Annotated in this window: 16 protein-coding genes; 8 read left to right on the top strand and 8 right to left on the bottom strand. The window is 71.3% G+C overall.

The window, feature by feature from the left end:
* Position 1 precedes the first annotated feature (1 nt).
* A complete protein-coding gene (locus tag ACIBI9_RS38825) occupies positions 2–3,073 on the top strand; it encodes a DUF3427 domain-containing protein (protein ID WP_397229869.1) in 3,072 nt (1,023 codons plus the stop codon).
* Positions 3,074–3,391: 318 nt separating this feature from the next.
* Here the strand turns inward: ACIBI9_RS38825 and ACIBI9_RS38820 are convergent, their stop codons facing one another.
* Together ACIBI9_RS38820 and ACIBI9_RS38815 are read right to left on the bottom strand one after the other, a co-directional pair.
* On the bottom strand, positions 3,392–3,553 hold the full coding sequence (locus ACIBI9_RS38820; RefSeq protein WP_397229867.1) for a hypothetical protein: 162 nt from the start codon (positions 3,551–3,553) through the stop codon (positions 3,392–3,394).
* A 102-nt stretch (positions 3,554–3,655) separates the two neighbouring features.
* Positions 3,656–3,967, bottom strand: a complete 312-nt coding sequence (locus ACIBI9_RS38815) for a hypothetical protein (RefSeq protein ID WP_397229865.1) — start codon at positions 3,965–3,967, stop codon at positions 3,656–3,658.
* 359 nt (positions 3,968–4,326) lie between these two features.
* Here ACIBI9_RS38815 and ACIBI9_RS38810 point away from each other — a divergent pair, with 359 nt between their 5' ends.
* From ACIBI9_RS38810 to ACIBI9_RS38780, 7 genes are all read left to right on the top strand, one after another.
* A complete protein-coding gene (locus ACIBI9_RS38810; RefSeq protein WP_397229863.1) occupies positions 4,327–4,719 on the top strand; it encodes a hypothetical protein in 393 nt (130 codons plus the stop codon).
* A gap of 1 nt (position 4,720) precedes the next feature.
* Positions 4,721–4,903, top strand: coding sequence for a hypothetical protein (locus tag ACIBI9_RS38805; RefSeq protein ID WP_397229862.1), 183 nt, complete (start codon positions 4,721–4,723; stop codon positions 4,901–4,903).
* 14 nt (positions 4,904–4,917) lie between these two features.
* Positions 4,918–6,996 (top strand): DUF4132 domain-containing protein, encoded by a 2,079-nt coding sequence (locus ACIBI9_RS38800; RefSeq protein WP_397229860.1) that lies wholly within the window; start codon positions 4,918–4,920, stop codon positions 6,994–6,996.
* 49 nt (positions 6,997–7,045) lie between these two features.
* The gene (locus ACIBI9_RS38795) at positions 7,046–7,450 is read left to right on the top strand and encodes an SRPBCC family protein (protein WP_397229858.1); all 405 of its coding nucleotides are present in this window, start codon (positions 7,046–7,048) and stop codon (positions 7,448–7,450) included.
* Position 7,451: 1 nt separating this feature from the next.
* On the top strand, positions 7,452–7,883 hold the full coding sequence (locus ACIBI9_RS38790) for a MarR family winged helix-turn-helix transcriptional regulator (RefSeq protein WP_397229856.1): 432 nt from the start codon (positions 7,452–7,454) through the stop codon (positions 7,881–7,883).
* Positions 7,880–8,701, top strand: a complete 822-nt coding sequence (locus tag ACIBI9_RS38785; RefSeq protein ID WP_397229854.1) for a DNA-3-methyladenine glycosylase family protein — start codon at positions 7,880–7,882, stop codon at positions 8,699–8,701. Before ACIBI9_RS38790 ends, ACIBI9_RS38785 begins: the two co-directional genes overlap by 4 nt.
* Positions 8,702–8,772: 71 nt before the next feature.
* Positions 8,773–9,975 (top strand): erythromycin esterase family protein, encoded by a 1,203-nt coding sequence (locus ACIBI9_RS38780; RefSeq protein WP_397229852.1) that lies wholly within the window; start codon positions 8,773–8,775, stop codon positions 9,973–9,975.
* Here the strand turns inward: ACIBI9_RS38780 and ACIBI9_RS38775 are convergent.
* From ACIBI9_RS38775 to ACIBI9_RS38750, 6 genes are all read right to left on the bottom strand, one after another.
* Positions 9,972–10,352 (bottom strand): hypothetical protein, encoded by a 381-nt coding sequence (locus ACIBI9_RS38775; RefSeq protein ID WP_397229851.1) that lies wholly within the window; start codon positions 10,350–10,352, stop codon positions 9,972–9,974. The two genes, ACIBI9_RS38780 and ACIBI9_RS38775, sit on opposite strands and share 4 nt — an antisense overlap.
* The gene (locus tag ACIBI9_RS38770; RefSeq protein WP_397229849.1) at positions 10,349–11,605 is read right to left on the bottom strand and encodes a hypothetical protein; all 1,257 of its coding nucleotides are present in this window, start codon (positions 11,603–11,605) and stop codon (positions 10,349–10,351) included. The genes ACIBI9_RS38775 and ACIBI9_RS38770 overlap by 4 nt, the downstream gene beginning before the upstream one ends.
* On the bottom strand, positions 11,602–12,690 hold the full coding sequence (locus ACIBI9_RS38765; protein WP_397229847.1) for a hypothetical protein: 1,089 nt from the start codon (positions 12,688–12,690) through the stop codon (positions 11,602–11,604). Before ACIBI9_RS38765 ends, ACIBI9_RS38770 begins: the two co-directional genes overlap by 4 nt.
* 94 nt (positions 12,691–12,784) lie before the next feature.
* The gene (locus tag ACIBI9_RS38760) at positions 12,785–13,432 is read right to left on the bottom strand and encodes a response regulator (RefSeq protein WP_397229845.1); all 648 of its coding nucleotides are present in this window, start codon (positions 13,430–13,432) and stop codon (positions 12,785–12,787) included.
* On the bottom strand, positions 13,423–15,120 hold the full coding sequence (locus ACIBI9_RS38755) for a sensor histidine kinase (RefSeq protein ID WP_397229843.1): 1,698 nt from the start codon (positions 15,118–15,120) through the stop codon (positions 13,423–13,425). The genes ACIBI9_RS38760 and ACIBI9_RS38755 overlap by 10 nt, the downstream gene beginning before the upstream one ends.
* Positions 15,121–15,179: 59 nt before the next feature.
* Positions 15,180–17,468, bottom strand: coding sequence for a glycosyl hydrolase family 95 catalytic domain-containing protein (locus ACIBI9_RS38750; RefSeq protein WP_397229841.1), 2,289 nt, complete (start codon positions 17,466–17,468; stop codon positions 15,180–15,182).
* Positions 17,469–17,543: the final 75 nt, after the last annotated feature.

Here is a 17,543-nt window from a genome sequence, read left to right as displayed (position 1 = left end):
GGTGAGCGATCTTCAGCCGGGCGTTTACCAGCATCTGATCACCCGTGAGCTGGACGGGCTGCTGCGTGCCGTTCCTGATCGCGATCTGATCGACCGGCGGTCGTTGGACATCGCCGACTCCCACGAGACGCTGGCCCGGCATCTGGCCGCGCTCACCCGCCGGGCGCTGCGCTCCGTACGGGGCGAGAACGATGCGGTACGGCTGGCGCGGCAGGTGGAGATCGTCAACCGGGTCGCCGACCTCATCGGCGACCTGGTGCCCGAGGCCGCCTCGCCCGAGGAACTCCTGGAGGCCGCTGAGGAGCTGCTGGGCGTCGCCAGGAGCCGGGATCGGGACGCGGCCGGTCGGGTACGGTTCCCCGCGCGGCCCGTGATCCCCCTCACCGGCAGCGCGTTGCTGGTCAACGGCCGCGGACAGCCGGAGATCGGCCATGAGCTCAGGCGCGAGCTGGCTTCGGCCGATCGGGTGGACCTGCTGTGCGCGTTCGTGAAGTGGAACGGCGTGCGGGTGCTGGCCGAGGCGATCGAGGAGTTCGTGGCGCGGGGCGGCCGGCTGAGGGTGGTGACCACCACGTACATCGGCGCCACCGACCGCCTGGCCCTCGACCGGCTGGCGGCCATGGGCGGCGAGATCCGCGTCTCCTACGACACGCGGATGACCAGGCTGCACGCGAAGGCGTGGTTGTTCCATCGGGACAACGGCCTGTCCACGGCCTACGTGGGCTCTTCCAACCTGTCGCGCACCGCCCTCAGCCATGGGCTGGAGTGGAACGTACGCCTCGCTCAGGCCGAGCAGCCGCACCTGATCGACACGTTCGCGGCCACGTTCGACGACTATTGGGGCGATCCGTCGTTCGAGCCCTACGATCCGGCGCAGGACGCCGAGCGGCTCGACCGCGCCCTGTCCGCCGAGCGGGCCGGGGGCCGGGCGGTCGTGCTCGACTTCGCGCACGTCGACGTCCGCCCGTACTCCTACCAGCGGGAGATTCTGGACGAGCTCGCCGCCGAGCGGCAGATCCACGACCGGTGGCGGAACCTGGTCGTCATGGCCACCGGCACCGGCAAGACCGTGGTCTCCGCGCTCGACTACCGGCGGCTGCGGGCGGCCGGGCAGGCGCAGTCGCTGCTGTTCGTCGCCCACCGCAAGGAGATCCTGCGGCAGAGCCTGCTCACGTTCCGGCAGGTGATGCGGGACGAGACCTTCGGCGAGCTGTACGTCGACGGCGCCCGGCCGGAGCAGTGGCGGCACGTGTTCGCCTCGGTCCAGACGTTGCACGCCAATCCGCTGCCGGAGCCGGACCGGTTCGACATGGTGGTGGTGGACGAGTTCCACCATGCCGAGGCCGCCACGTACCAGCGCCTGCTGTCCACAGTGCGGCCCAAAGTGCTGCTGGGGCTGACCGCGACGCCGGAACGCGCCGACGGGCAGGACATCAAGCACTGGTTCGACGGCCGGATCGCCGCCGAGCTGCGGTTGTGGGAGGCGCTGGAGCGCGGGCTGCTGGCCCCGTTCCAGTATTTCGGCGTCCACGACGGCACCGACCTGCGCCGGATCGGCTGGCGGCGGGGTCAGGGGTACGACCTCGGCCAGCTCTCGAACGTCTACACCGGCAACGACCGGCGCGCCGCCGTGGTGCTGGAGACGCTGCAGCGGAAGGTCGGCGATGTCGGACGGATGCGGGCCCTCGGGTTCTGCGTGAGCATCGACCACGCCCGGTTCATGGCCGACCGGTTCACCCGGGCGGGGCTCCCGTCGGTGGCCGTCACCGCGCACAGCCGGAACGACGAGCGTGACCAGGCGTTGCGTGACCTGAGGGAGCGCCGGATCAACGCGGTGTTCACCGTTGACCTCTTCAACGAGGGCGTCGACGTTCCGGAGATCGACACCGTGCTCTTTCTGCGGCCCACCGACAGCGCCACCGTCTTCCTGCAGCAGCTCGGGCGTGGGCTGCGGCTCGCCGATGACAAGCCGTGCCTGACCGTGCTCGACTTCGTCGGGCATCAGCACAAGCAGTTCCGGTTCGATCGCCGTTATCGGGCGCTCACCGGGGCGAGCCGTACGGGGATCGCGCGGGAGGTCGAGCAAGGGTTCCCGACGCTGCCGGCGGGGTGCGTGATCGACCTGGACCGCGACGTGCGCCGGCTGGTTCTCGAGAACGTACGGCAGGCGCTCAGCTTGAACTGGCGGGATCTGGCGCGCGAGCTCCGCGAGCTGGGCGACGTCAGTATGTCCGGGTTTCTGCGGGAGACCGGGCTGGACGTGGAGGACCTCTACCGGCGCCGCCAGGGCTGGGCCTCCCTGCGGCACACCGCGGGGCTCGACGCCGCCGCCCCGGACGAGGGGCTCGGGCGCGCCTTCGGCCGCATGCTGCACATCGACGACGTCGAGCGGCTGACCTTTGTGAGCGAGGTGCTGGCCGGCCGGGCTCCCCGGTCGCCGCGCGGGCTACGCCTCATGGCCATGCTCGACGCGATGTTGTGGGGCGGCACCGAGCCCGTCTCCGGCATGGAAGCCCGCCTCGCGCGGCTCACCGGTGCTCGGGCCGCGGAGCTCGGGGAACTGGCGGACGTGCTCCGCTCGGGAATCCGGCACGTCGCCCCGCCGCTGGACCCTGTCGTACCGTTGCGCGTCCATGCCCGCTACAGCAAGAACGAGGTGCTGGCCGCCTTCGGCATCGACCGGCCCGCGCACATGCGGGAAGGGGTCAAGTACGTCCCTGAGCACCGGGCGGACCTGTTCTTCGTCACCATCGACAAATCCGAGGACCATTACTCCCCCACCACGCTCTACCACGATCGGGCGATCAGCGAAGAGCTGTTCCAGTGGGAGTCGCAGAGCACGCTGCGGTCCTCCACCGCCACCGCCCGCCGCTATCTGACGGGTGAGTCCACGGTCCATCTCCTGGTCCGGCAGTCCAAACGCGACGACGGGCTGGGCGCTCCGCCGTACACGTACGCGGGGCCCATGCGGTACGTGAGCCACGAGGGCGAGCGACCCGTCCGTTTCGTGTGGCGCCTGGACCACCCGCTCCCACCCGAGGTGTTCCACTACGCCAAGGCCGTCGCGGGCTGAGGTGACGCGGGCGTCATGAGGCGAGCAGGTCGAAGTGGAAGCCGACGACCAGCCCGAGGAGGCTGCTACCCAGCCAACGGCGAGAATGATCGTTGCGATCAGGACCGCCAAGGCCAGCCGGCCTCTGCCGAGCCCTGTGGCGATGTCGGCGGCGGCCCCCATGGCACCGGCGACAACCGCACCCCCTGCTGTGGCTAAGGCTGTCAGCGTTCCCCGGGTGCGGGACCGGGGGACGGCTCGGAGGCGTCCGCCGTATTCACGGACTCGGACGACCAGTCGGCACCGCGCACGGGTGGCTCCGCCGGCCGGTCGACTCGGTCAGAAGTTCCACAGGAGGATGTTCCACAGGACGAAGATCGTGGCGTAAATGGCGATGCCCACGTAGCCGACGATCATCGCCGTGATGGAAACGGCCCTTCCCTTTCCGTTGAGATGATTCGCACGCCAGAAGGCCAGGTGTCCGAGTATCACTCCGGCCACGCTCGGAATGGCGAGCCCGGCCAGCCCGAGAGTCGAAAGAACCAGTTTGGCACGGAAGCTTCGATTGACAATTGACACTTCATAAGAGGGTCGCGACCGGAGCTATGACTCCTGATAGTGGCCGTAATGGCGCTGGCGCCGGCGTTCGAAGTAGCCCAGGGCCACGAAGAACAACCCGACGAAAAGCGAGAGGCCGAGAGAGAGGAGCAGAGTGGTCGGGGTGAGAGGGCGCCCCCAGCCGACCATGGCGATGACCAGCAGGATAAGGCCGAGCAGAGCACCGAAAGCGGGCCCCATGATCAGGCCGAGGCGCAGGGGGTGGGCCGCGGAAAAGCGTTGGCCGCGGTGCGGCTCCGCGTCACCGCCCAGAGATCTGTCCACGCGCCAGAACCAGTCCGCGAACAGCCTCCACACGCGCACAGTCGACCTCTTTCACGGGGGAGGGTAGAAGTATCTTAATTCGCCGGGCGACGCTGCGTACAATCCCCCCCGTGATCATAGGCTTGATGCTGCTCTATTGTGTCCTGGCTATTCCTGTGGCGTTGGCGTCCGGCTCTGTGGTCCTCGCGTGGGGGTCGGCCCGGCATGCCCATCTGCGATCGCGGTTCCTGTCGTGGGGGGGCGGCTTCGGCGGTCGCCGGCCTCTTGGTAATGGCCGTCATCGCCTGGGCGACGCACGAGGACAAGGCAAGCCCGCCGCCACCGGCGTTTCTGTCGTTCGCCGCTGCTATAGATTGCCGCACCACCTGATCTTCATGGAAGCAGGATGTTCGATGGCATCAGTGACGTTTCGCGACGAGACCGCGACCGGCCGGGCTCTGGAGGAGTTTTCCGTGCCCGAGCTGCCCGAGCGGATCTCGGCCCGGGAGCTGGTACGGCTGCGCGTACGCGAGGAGGTGGCCCGCCACAACGCCTCCCCCTCCCACCACTTCCGCGGCCTGGTCAGACCGACCGACGCCGAGGCCGAGCTGAACGGCTACCGGATGCGGACCGCGCGCAGGCTCGACTGGGAGAGGCAGGCCGACGCCGCCGAGGCCGCGTTCGCCCGCAACGGCTTCCTGCTGCTGGTCGGTGACCGGCAGATCCTGGATCTGGACGATGAGATCGACCTGATCGCCGACCCCGTCGTCTCCTTCGTCAAGCTCGTCCCGCTGGTCGGAGGCTGACGTGGCCGCCGAGGAACCGCCCGGTGGCTCGCCGGTCCCGCTGACCGAGAGCGCCGAGGTCCGGCGCGACGCCCCGGCCGGGCTGCCAAAAGCGTTCCTCCTGGCCGCCGACGCCGCCGACGCCGCCGACGCCGCCGACGCCGCCGTCACCGACCCGTCCATCATCCGCCAGATCGACTTCTGACAGGACCCACCGGCATGCACCTCTCCCCCCTCGCGCAGCGCCTGCTGGCTCTGATCACCGGCACCGCGAACGACCCCACGTACTGGCCCGACGCATCCCAGCTGAACGTCGGGCTGACCGGCGTCGGCGGCTCGGCAGCTGGGCAGTACGCGATCGACGAGCGCGCCAGGCAGCAGCTGGTCGAGCCGGCTCGCGAGCTGGTCGCGTTCCTGCTGCCGGAGGACGGGACACGGCCGTACGAACGCTTCCCCGCGCTGGTGGCGGCGGGGCTGGCGGGCATGGACGCCGAAGTGCGTGACCGGCTCGCCGAGGGGTGCGGGCCGATCGCGGTCGCCGAGATGGACGTGCTGCTCGGCTGGGACGTGGAGCGCCGGGCGTTGTTCGCCGAGGCGGTGCGGGTGCGGTGGGACGATTCGCCGCCCGGCGGCGTGATCGAATGGCTCGACGGCCTGCCCGGCTACCTCGACTTCGCCCGGACGGCTCTGGAGACGGCCGAGGCCCGCGTCGCGGCGATCCACGCCGGGGAGATTGCCTACAAGGCGGAGAAGGCGTTCGACGACGGGGAGAAGTCGGCCCTCGGCCGGGCCGTGCGGCTGGCGCTCTTCCGGGACGAGCCCTGGCTGCCCGCGCTGCTGGACACGCTGCTGCGCGGGATCGCCGTGGCGCCCACCCAGGCCAAGACCCCGCCCTCCCAGGCGCTGCTGTTCGAGATCGGCCGCGCGGTGAAGGACCACCCGACGCCCGAGGCGATCTCCGCGCTGCGCGCCGCGCGCCAGGTCACCCGGCACGCCGGGGTGCCCAAGCAGCTGGATCGCATGTTCAAGCGCATCGAGCCCGCCCTGGCCGAGCGGCTGGAGGTGGCGTTCAGGCTGCCCGACGGGCGCGTACGGCAGGCGTTCGGCGAGCACACGGCGGTGATCTCGACCGACGGCGAGGTCGAGCTGTCGTGGTGGCACGGCGACAAGAAGCTGAAGGCGGTCCCGGCGGCGGTCAAGCGGGAGCACCCCGACGAGGTCAAGCGGCTGCGCGAGCTGGCCAAGCAGACCATGCAGCAGCAGGCGACCCTGTTCAGGGCGCTGGAGGCCGGATACACCGGCGAGACGGCCGCGCCCTACCGGCAGCTGGAGGGCCGCTCGGTCACCGACCGGCTGATCTGGGAGTTCGAGGTCTCGCCCGGCGTGTGGCGCAGCGAGCTGGGGATGATCGTGCCGGACGTACCCGTACGGCTGTGGCATCCGGCCCGCGCGTCGGTGGAGGAGGTCCGCACCTGGCGGGAGGTGGTGCAGGGCAAGGAGCTGCGCCAGCCGTTCAAGCAGGCCTTCCGCGAGGTCTACCTGCTCACCCCGGCCGAGGAGGAGAGCGGGACCTACTCCTGTCGGTTCGACGGGCACGTGGTGGACTACCGCAGGCTCCGGGCGCTGTTCAAACAGCGAGGCTGGCAGTCGCCCTTCCTCGGGCAGTGGGACGGCGGCTATGACGGTGAGGCCCACCGGGTGCTGGCGAGCGGACGGTGGCGGGTGATCCTGGATCACGGTCTGTACGACGAGCACCACGCGAGCACCGGCCAGGTCCACTTCCAACGGCTGACCGGGGGCAGGTGGCAGCAGGCGCCGTTGACGGAGGTCCCGGCGCTGGTGTTCAGCGAGGCCATGCGGGACGTGGACCTGTTCGTGGCCGTCGCCTCGATCACGAGCGATCCCCAGTGGGCCGACCAGGGGCCGGACCACCTGCGGGACTACTGGCGCACAGGCTCGTTCGCGGCCCTGCCGCCCTCCGCCGAGGTGCGCCGCGACGCGCTGTCGCGATTGATCGGGCGTACGGCCATCGCCGGCCGCTGCACCATCACCGACCGTTTCCTAGTGGTACGGGGTGATCTGCGCACCTACAAGATCCACCTGGGGTCGGCGAACATCCTGATGGAACCCGACGACGCCTACCTGTGCATCGTTGCCGCGGGAGCCCCCCAGGCCGGGCTGTTCCTGCCGTTCGAGGAGGACGGCCGGCTGGCGCTCATCCTCAGCAAGGCCTTCCTGCTGGCGAACGACACCGCCATCACCGACCCCTCCATCACCCGCCAACTCCAGGAGATATAGTCTACGCGTAGATAGTCTGCGCACGGATCAACCCCCGGAGGAACGCGACATGTACGCCTACGAGCACACGATGGACACCACCGCCCCTGCCGCGGCCGTCTGGGCCCTCTACGCCGACGTCAACGGCTGGACCGCGTGGGACACCAGCCTCCTCCAGATCAACCTGGAGGGCCCCTTCGAGGTGGGCACCGAGGGCACCATGACCCCCGAAGGCCAGGACACCGTCCGCTTCCGCATCGTCGAGCTGGTCACCGACGAGCTGTTCACCGACGAGACCGTCGTCGGGGAGCTGACCCTGCGCTTCATCCACAAGCTGGAGGAGACCGGCACCGGCACCCGCGTCACCCACCGCGTCGAGATCACCGGACCGGGCGCCGAGGAGATCGGCCCGATGGTCACCTCCGACGTCCCCGACGCCATGTCCGCCCTGATCAAGCTGGCCGAGGCGTCCTGAGATGGCGCTCGCGCCCGACGACAGCCCGGGATTGCTGCTCTGGCGGACCACGTTGCGCTGGCAGCGGGCCATCGCCGCAGCGCTGGCGCCCTTCGATCTGACGCACGTCCAGTTCGTGCTGCTGGCCAGCACTGAGTGGCTCAACCGGCGCGGCGAGCTGCCCAACCAGCTCGCCGTCGCCACGTTCGCCGACGCCGACGTCAAGATGACCTCCCAGGTCGTGCGTAGGCTGGAGGAAAAGGGCCTGCTCGTCCGCGAGCCGGACCCCGCCGACAGCCGCGCCCGCCTGCTGCGCGTCACCGATCAGGGCGCCGACCTGGCCCGGCGAGCCGTCGAAGAGGTGGAGCGGGCGGACGCCGAGTTCTTCCGGGCCGTGCCCGACGCGCCCGGCCTCGTCACCATCCTGCGACAACTTGCCGGAGGACAACCGTGATCCTCACCCCACGCGAGCCCTTCGACTTCGCCGCCTCGCTCGCCTTTTTGCGCCGCTTCCCGCCCACCTCGGGCGAGCAGCGGCTCACGGCCGGCACCCTGACCAAGGCCTTCCGGGTGGCGGGGCAAACGGTCCTGGCCCGCGTCACCGCCACCGAGGCCGGGCTGGAGCTCACCCCCGGCCTCGACGCGCTGGCCGACCGGGTCCGCTTCCACCTCAGCCTCGACGACGACCTGTCGCCCTTCTACGCCCGCGCCGACGAACGCTTCGCCCAGGTCGTCTCCCGGCTGCGCGGCTACCACCAGGTCAAGTTCCCCTCCCCCCTGGAGAACCTGGTCTGGGCCATCCTGTGCCAGCGCACACCCATGTCCGTCGCCTCGCGGGCCAAGGCCGCCCTGGTCGGGCACGTCGGCAACGAGCACGGCGCCTTCCCCGACCTCGACCAGCTCCTGGCCGTCCCCGAGGAGCGGCTGACCGCCCTGGTGGGCGACCCGCGCAAGGGCGTACGGCTGCACGCCGCCCTGCGCGGCTGGGCCGAGGTGTCCGAGCCGTTCCTGCGCGACGGGCCGTACGAGGAGGTCAAGGGCTTCCTCCTGGGCCTGCCCGGCATCGGGCCGTGGTCGGCGAACTTCATCCTCATCCGCGGTCTCGGCCGGATGGACGAGGCGCCGATCGACAAGGAGCTGAAGTCGTCCGTCCAGCGGGTCTACGGCCGGGCGTACGGCGAGCCCGAGCTGCGCGCGCTGGCCGAGCGCTACGGCCCCTGGCAGGGCTACTGGGCCCACTACCTCCGAGTGGCTGCCTCAGCCACCGTTTGAAGGTTTTGTCCCATAATCCTCGGAGTTCCGCGAAAAGCTTATATCGGAGGTTCAACGATACCGTTTAAGGCATGGTTACCGACATCAAGGACACCACCCATGCCGTCGAAGCCGCCACCGTCCTGGGGCTGCTCCCGACCCGCCCGCGGCTGCTCGGTCTGGGCGAGCCCACCCACCGCGCGGACCTCCTGCTCAAGGTGCGGAACGAGCTCTTCCAGCAGCTCGTCGAGCAGGAGGGCTACCGGACGATCGCGATCGAGAGCGACTGCCTGATGGGCCTGGTCGTGGACGACTACGTCACCTCGGGCACGGGCACCCTCGACGAGGTCATGGAGCGTGGCTTCAGCCACGAGTGGGGCGCGGACGCGGGCAACCGCGAGCTCGTGCGCTGGATGCGCGCGTACAACGAAGGCCGGCCCGCGTCCGAGCGGGTGCGCTTCGCCGGTGCCGACGCCCCGACGGAGATCAGCGCCGCCTCGAGCCCCCGGCAGGCTCTCACCGCGCTCCACGGCTACCTCGCGGCCTGGGTGGACGCCGACCTGCTCCCCTGCACCGCGGAGACGCTCGACCGCCTGATCGGCGCAGACGACCGGTGGACCAATCCCGCCGTGATGATGGATCCGGCCGAGTCCGTGGGGCAGTCGGCCGAGGCCAAGGAGCTGCGGGTGCTCGCCGACGACCTGGTGGCGCTGCTCGACGCGCAGACACCGCACCTGATCGCGGCGACCTCGCGGGACGGCTGGGACCGGGCGCGCCTGTACGGCCGCGCCGCCACCGGCCTGCTGCGCTACCACTTCGCGATGGCCGACACCTCACCGAGCCGCATGGTGCGGCTGTGCAGCGTGCGGGACTCGATGATCGCCGCCAACCTCCTCGCCGCCACCGAGCGGGGCCCGGCGCTGGTCTGCTCCCACAACCTCCATCTTCAGCGGGAAAAGGCCACGATGCAGATGTGGCAAGGGCCGGTGCAGTGGTGGAGCGCCGGCGCGATCGTCAGCGCCCATCTGGGCAAGGACTACGCCTTCCTGGCCACCGCCCTCGGCACGATCCGGCACCAGGGAGTGGACGCCCCGCCGCCGGACACCCTCGAAGGGCTCCTGTACGCGCTGCCGGAGGACCGCTACGTCGTCGACACCGGCCGGCTGGCCGCCACCCTCGGCGACGCGCCGCCCGCCCCCCGCGTCTCCCCCTGGTTCGGCTACGCCTCGCTGGACCCGGCCCAACTGTCCGGGTACGACGGGATCGTGTGGGTCAAGGACGTCCCGCAGGGCTAGTCGGTGACGAGAGCGTTGAGCGTGAGGGTTTCCTCGCCGGAGACGCCGGCGAGGCGGATGGACAATTCCCACGCGCCGTTCATGGAGAACTGGTCGCCCTCGACGACGAAGTGGCCGGGGGCGGCCTTCCTGGCGGTGGCCTCGGGCATCGCGTGACCCATGGTGGGCATCACGGCGGCGACGGTGACCGCGTCGGCCTCGCCCCGGTCCACCCGTATGTCGACCGCGCTCCGGTCGGCCGTGACGGTGACGGCGTAGCGGGCTCCCGTCGTGGTCACCGGGTCCGCGCCCGAGGTGCGGGCGATGACGAACGCGGCCACCACGACCGCCACGAGCCCGGCGAGCACCAGCAGCCTCAGGCCCTTGACCTGCTTCATCGGGGGACCTCCACGGTGAAGGGCACGGTGGTGATGCCGCGGTCCGTCGCGTACTGCGCCCAGGCGAGGTAGCGGCCCGGCGCGGGGAAGCTGAACGTGAAGCGCAACCGGCTGCCGGGCGTCCCCATCTCGTGGACGTGGCCGAGGAACTCGCCGTCCGCGCCACGCACGATGAGGTGACCCGCCATCCCGAGCCACGGCCGCGGCGTGCCGCTGGTGGCCACCTCGATGCTGGCCGCCCGCCCCGCCTGCGGTACGGCGGGCGTCACCGTGACCGCCCCGGCGGCGGCGTCCTGGATCGCCGGGTCGGATGAGGCCGCGGGCTTCGCCGACCCGGTGACCGTGAAAGCGCCGGTGAGGAGCTGGCCGCCGGAGTCGGTGCGTTCGAGCTCGACGTAGGTGAGATAGCGACCGGGGCGGTCGGCACGCAGCCGTACCTCCAGGCGGCCGGGCGCGGTCCGCAGCGGATGGACATGGCGGAAGTAGCTGCCGTCCTCGCTGGTGACCACCAGGTGGGCCATGGCCTCGTGGTGGATGGTGAGGTCGTCGACGGGACGCCCGGTGGCCCCGTCGAACAGCTCCACGCGCGCCACGAACTCCTCGCCCGCGGCCGGGCCGGCGGGGACCGTGGTCACGACCCGCTGCACGTACGGCCGGCCAATCACCGAGTCCGTGGGACGCGGCTCGGCGCCGTCCGGCGACCGGGCGGGCAGCCAGGGATCGAGCACCACGATCAACGCGGCCACCGCGAGCCCCGCGGCCGCGACCGCGGTCACCACGAACGCCGACCGGCCGCGCCGGTTGAACGCGCCGGTGAGCAGCGCGCCCACCAGCAGCAGACCGGCCACGAACAGGCCGCCGTAGATCAGGAACTCCCACCCGGAGCCGCGGTCCACCAGGACCCGGAACGGGATCACCGCGGTCTCGCCCCCGGCGCCGACGGTCAGCTCGTGCGGCCCGGTCTCCTCCACCCGCAGCTGGGCGGGGCGGCCCGGCGCCACCGTGCCGGTCACGACACGCCCGTCGGTCACCGACCGGAGCCGCAGGTCCAGCGTCGGGGCGGACGGGAACCCGATCACCTCGACGCGCAGCGGCCCCGGCACCCGGGTCGTCGCCTTGACCACCAGGGTCAGCTCCGCGCCCGCGATCGTCTGCGCGATCCGCAGGTCCGCCCCCGCCTTGACGTCGTGCGCCGCCGCCGGCGACGCCAGCACCACCACCAGCAGGCCGACCAGGCAGAGAAGCCGGATCATGCCTGCCGGGCGCCGGACTCGCCAGCCTCCGCGGGCATCGCGTTCGGGAGAAACAGGGCGCCGAGGGCCAGGCCGACCAGACCGGCCACGATCGGGGCCCCGGTCCAGAGCTCGGGTACGACGGGCAGCCGCCCGGCGACCACGGAGGCGACCGCGATGTACAGGGACCAGGTGGCGAACGCCGACAGGCCGGCGAAGGCCCAGTAGGCCCCCCGGCGCTCCCGCGAGGGCCGCAGCCACCGGATCAGCAGGTCGCTGACCAGCCCGGCGGCGACGAACGTCAGCAGGATCGGCAGGTTGCGGAAGGCTGTCTGCGCGCCCGGCATCAGGATGCCCACCGCGGACAGCACGGTCACGCTCCCGAACGGCAGCTGCCAGCGCCGCTGGAGGAACAGCACGGGAGCGAGCACCACCACGTTCGTGATGATCATCGATGCGGCCAGCATGCCGGCGCCGCCGTCCTCCAGGGCGGAGAAGTCCTGGACGATGCCGTTCGCGCTCCGCTGCATGGCGTTGCCGTACGACACGAAGAGCGACACCAGCGTGGTGCCGAAGCCGAGCCCGATCAGCGCGGGCAGCAGCCGCGACAGCCGGGGCCGCTCCCCGATGTCCGGGGCGTTCCAGGCCGAGCGGAGCGGGGTCGTGATGATGAGCATCATCGTCACGATCAGCCCCAGATGGGACGGGCTGAACAGGATGTCGATGGTCTGCTCGATGCCCAGGAACGTGTGCCACATCATGTCGACGAACCCGAACGCGGCGAACCCCGGGATGGCGATCAACCCCGCGAGGTACCCGTTCGGCACCGCGGCCGGCCCGCTCCGGCCGGCGCGCACGTTGCGGTAGACCTGCCAGATGATCCACCCCGACACCGCCGCGAACCCCGAGTAGAACGCCGCGTGCCACGGCGTGAAGAACGTCTCCAGCTCGGCCAGGTTGCTGTGCGCCCAAGCGTCGATCATCAGCCCGACGCCGAACCAGACACCGAGCAACGCCATGACCAGGTCCGCCCGAGGGCTCACCCATGTGCGTGCTTCCCCGGAGTCCGCCAGCAGCCGCCGCACCCCAGCGTCCACCGCCACCATGAGCATGCTCCTTCCGTTGATCCGATCCTTCGCGATGGCCGCCGGAAGCGGAACCCGGCTGGCACCCACCGGAAGGTACGGTTACCCGCACCCCTCAGGCGTTCAGGTAGCGCAGCACCGCGAGCACCCGCCGGTGGTCGTGCGGGCTCGCCTCCAGGCCGAGCTTGGCGAAGATGCTGGTGCAGTGCTTCTCCACGGTGCGCTCGGCGATGACCAGCAGCTCGGCGATCGCCATGTTCGTGCGCCCCTCGGCCATCAACCGCAGCACGGTGCGCTCCCGCTCGGTGAGCATGCGCAGCGGGTCGCCGGGCTGCCGGTGGCGGCCGACGAGCTGCTCGACCACGACCGGGTCCAGCGCGGACCCGCCCGACCCCACCCGGCGGATGGCCGCGGCGAACTCGGCCAGGTCCGACACCCGGTCCTTCAGCAGGTAGCCCACGCCCTCCGTGCGGCCGCCGAGCAGCTCGACCGCGTAGCTCACCCGTACGTACTGCGACAGCACCAGCACCCCCACCTCCGGATGCCGCTCTCGCAACGTGACCGCGGCGCGCAGCCCCTCATCGGTGTGCGTGGGCGGCAGCCGGATGTCGAGCACGGCCACGTCGGGCGGGTCCTTCGCCACATGGGCGAGCAGCTCGTCGGCGTGCTCGACGCACGCCGCCACCGCGAACCCGGACTCGGTCAGCAGCCGGGCCAGGCCCTCGCGGAACAGCGTGGAGTCCTCGCAGATCGCTACGCGCACGGCAGGACCACCTTCAGCACGGTTCCCTTCCCCGATGGGCTGTCGATCGTGAGCCTGCCGCCGTTGGCCTCGGCGCGGTCGGCGAGCCCGGCCAGCCCCGAGCCGAGCGCGGGATCGGCCCCGCCCACGCCGTCGTCGCCCACCTCGACCAGGAGGCGGCGGCCGCCCTGGGCGAGCCGTACCCACGCCTTCGACGCGGCGGCGTGCTTGGTCACGTTGGCCAGGGCCTCGTTGACGATGTAGTAGGCCGCGCTCTCCACGGCCTGCGGCAGCGGCTCGTCCAGCGCCAGGTCACAGGTGACGGCCATGGGGGCGACCGCGGCCAGCTCCTTGACCGCGCCCGACAGGCCGCGCTCGGTCAGCACCGGCGGGTGGATGCCGTGGCTGACCGCGCGCAGGTCGTCCAGCGCGGCCAGCACCGCCGTCTTGGCCTCGCCGATCAGCGGCGCGACCCGCCCGGGGTCGGTGCCGGCCTCGGCCAGCCCGAGCGTCATCGCCACCGACAGCAGCCGCTGCTGCACACCGTCGTGCAGGTCGCGTTCGAGCCTGCGGCGCTCGGCCTCGCCCCACTGCAACATCCGCCGCCGCGAGGCCGCGAGCTGCCGCAGGCGGGCCCGCAGGTCCGCGGTGAGGCGCTCGTTCTCCAGGGCGAGCGCCGCGGCGGCGCACGCGGCCTCGACGAGAAGGGGCTGTTCGAGGAGGGCGACGTCGTGCACGAGTACGGCGAGCGGCGCCTCGCCCTGGTCGACGCGGGTGACGACCCTGCTCGGCCCCGGGTCGAGGTCGACCGGGCGGCCGTCGGCATCCACGTATCCGCCCTGCTCGGCCGTCCAGTAGCCGACGGTCAGACCCGGGTCCCGCAGGGTGGCGGCCAGCTCGTCACGCAGCTTTTCCGGCCGTTCGCGCCTGCTCAGCCGTACCACGAGGTCGGCCACGCGGCCGTGGTCCATCCGGCTGCGCATCAGGCCGGCCAGGTACGCCAGCGGGACCGCCATGAAGGCGATCAGCATGACGAGCGCGAGGGGGAGCTGCAGCGGGTTCGGATCGACCAGGTTGGCCAGGCGGTCCGCGGCGAAGGCGGCCGTGGCGAGCATCGACGCGCCGGTGACCGGCGCGACCGCCCGCCGCTGCGCCACGCTCGCCTGACGCCAGCGCTTGACCGTGAGGGCGAGCACCGTGCCGGCGAAGAGGACGGTCACCTGCCAGGACGAGGCATCGAGCGCGGCGGCGAAATGCCAGAGCGGCGGGGGCAGCGGGAGGTAGGTGAGGGCCTGGGCCGAGGGCAGCAGGAGGGCGGCGGCGTACGCCAGGCCGGCCACCACCCGGTACGACACGAGGCCCAGCCTGCCGGTGGGGAAGGCGAGGAACAGATGGCAGGCGACCCCCGCCCACGCGCCGCACAACGCCAGCGCCCACAGATCCCTGCCGGGGAGGAACAGCAGCTGCTGGGGAATCCAGGCGAGCCCGAGCACGGCCATGAGCGGGCCGACCCGGTTATGCGGATGCTCCCGCCAGGCCACGACCCCGGCCGCGAGAAACGACATGCCGACCAGCGCGCCGAGCATCATGATCGGGCCGTGTCGCCAGATGGCGGCCTGACCGGCCCCCAGAACGTCGGCGACCAGCAGCCAAGCCCCTCCCGCCGCGACGGCGAGTAACGCGGTGGTGCCCCTGGAACGTGTCGCCATCGCCCACCCCCGATGGGGATTGTATGGGCGAACCTTCCGGAATGCGGCCGGGTCGGCCCCTAAGCCGGCAGACCCCAGCGGGCCTGGCTTGTCGGGGTCACCGGGCGGATCACCGCGTCGCCCCGGGCCTGGATCAGGACCTCCTCGCCGCGGCGCAGGTCGAGCTCGATGTCCCCGCCGGGCAGCGTCCGCCACGGCACCTTGCGGCCGATGCTCCGTACGGTGAAGGGGCCGTCGATGCCGGTGCGGACGCGGCACGGCGCCCCGGCCAGCGAAACCAGCCGGACGAAATCGGTGCGGCCGCCGCGGCGGGCGGCCGACAGCAGGAACGCCCCCTGCGTCAGGAAGTTGTGCACGGTGACGTCGGGCCAGGCGGCCGGCATGGCGGGCAGGACCCTGATGACGCCGTCCCAGCTCTGGCAGATCATGTCGTGCATGGACTGGGCGGCGGACAGCGGCGTCTCGATGACGGGGCCGCTCTCCTGGTACATCGTGTTGGGCTTGACGAAGCGGCGCAGCAGCTCGTCGAGGTAGAAGCGGGCGTCGTCGCCGCGCAGCATCTGAGCGGAGATCGAGGCGGCGCCGGTGAAGCTGTAGCCCTGCAGGGCGCCCTCGAAGCTGATCCAGTGCTTGAGCGACCTCTCGATGAGCGCGCGCTGGTCCTCCTGCTCCCACGTGACCAGGTACAGGGGATAGATCATCAGGAGGTGGGAGTAGTGCCGGTGCGACTTGGCGAACGGCGCGCCCGCTCCGATCATGAAGCCGTTTCCGTCGACCGGGTACGCGGCCAGGTTCGCCAGGACCTCCTGCCACTTCGGCAGCAGCGGGTCGCGCACGCGCAGCAGCCGCGCCGACTCGACCAGCGTCCGGCAGCCCCAGCGGATCAGCGCCAGGTCGTAGTTCGTGTCCGGCGCGTTGACCCCGTACTCCGGGGAGAACGTGGCGGGCAGGTGCAGCTTCCCGTCGGAGCCCGGCTCCAGGAAGTGCAGGTAGTAGTTGATCGCCCGGCGCAGCAGCGGGAACAGCACGTCCCGCACGATCCGGGTGTCCATCGTGTGCCGGTGGGACAGCCAGACGTTGTGCAGCGCCCAGGTCAGGTTGCCGACCTCGGGCACGGGGTTGGCCTGGCCGGGGACGCCCACCGGGTAGCCGCTGTTGCCGAGGCCGGACCCGTTGTCGAGCGTCATGTCCGTGGTGCGGGGGATGCCCGCGGAGTCGTCGGGAAACGTCACCTGGTCGATGAGGTTCTGCCGGTACTGCGACAGGCTCCTGGTGACCGCGTCCAGCTCCAGGTGGTTCGAGCCGTGGATCAGCCAGTATTCGAGCTGCACGTTGAGGTTCCACCAGGTCGCCGGCCACGGCGTCGGCTCCAGCCACGGGCCGGTGGTCGCCATCGGCGGCGCGTCCTTGCGCGCGGCGGCGGCGACCTTGTAGAGCTGGATCCAGTAGAAGCCCTGCGTCCGCTGGTCGGGCAGCGACAGGAAGCTCTTGCGGTAGTAGCCGTGCCACCAGCGCCGGTGGTCGGCGGCCAGCGCGTCGACGGGCAGCCGCGCCGCCGAGCGTACCGATCTGACCGCCTCGTCGCCGGCCGTGTCCTGCGGGAACGACCAGGCGACCGCGGCGTAGAGGGTACGCCGTGCGCCGCGGCGTACCTCCTGCCAGGCCGTCGCGTGCGCGCCGCCGGACAGGAGCGGCTGGGTGATCAGCTCCAGGTCGTCGTGGCGGGTCACGGACGGGGCGGGGTTGGCGGTGTAGCCGGGCGGAGCCGGCCGGTTGAAGATCGGGTCGGCACGGGGGCTGACGGCCTCCTCGGGGTGGAAGGTCCACCGGAAGTCGCGCTCGCCGTCGCTGGGCGATACCTCGACGGCCAGCACGGAGCGGTCGTTGTGGATCAACGCCCTGATCTCCAGGCTGCCGGAGGCGGTGGTGATGGCGCCGGTCAGCTCGGCGTTCCACAGGTCGAGCCGCCAGTCGACGCCGGTGATCGCGCCGACGGGCTCCAGCGTGAGGTGGCCGATGGGCAGCCGGGCCAGGCCGAACAGCGCGCCGTACTCCGGGCGGTGGTCCTGGACCTCGCTGTGCTGCAGGTTGAAGCGCACGGCGTTGGCGCCCTGCTGCGCGTAGATGCCGGAGCCGAGGAAGCCGTTGCCGAGGAACGGCCCCTCGTACCAGGTCTGGGGCATCCGCTTCCACACCAGGTCGGCGTCGGCCAGGAAGCGCTCCCAGTCGATCTCGTCATGGAGCAGCGGACCGCCGCCTCCGCCGAGCGCGGGGGCGGCCAGCGCGGCGCCGAGTAACTCGCGCCTGGACGGCTCGCTCGCCGCGGATAGATCGGATGTATCGGGCACCAATGAACGGTATTTCCGCACGGCATCAAGGTCAAGACCTCTAGAGGTCGGATCGTCTCGAAGCCACAATCGTTG

This window comes from Nonomuraea sp. NPDC050451 (assembly GCF_044458585.1).
Note: the sequence above shows the minus strand (reverse complement) of the source record. Positions and strands in the feature narration are given on the sequence as shown.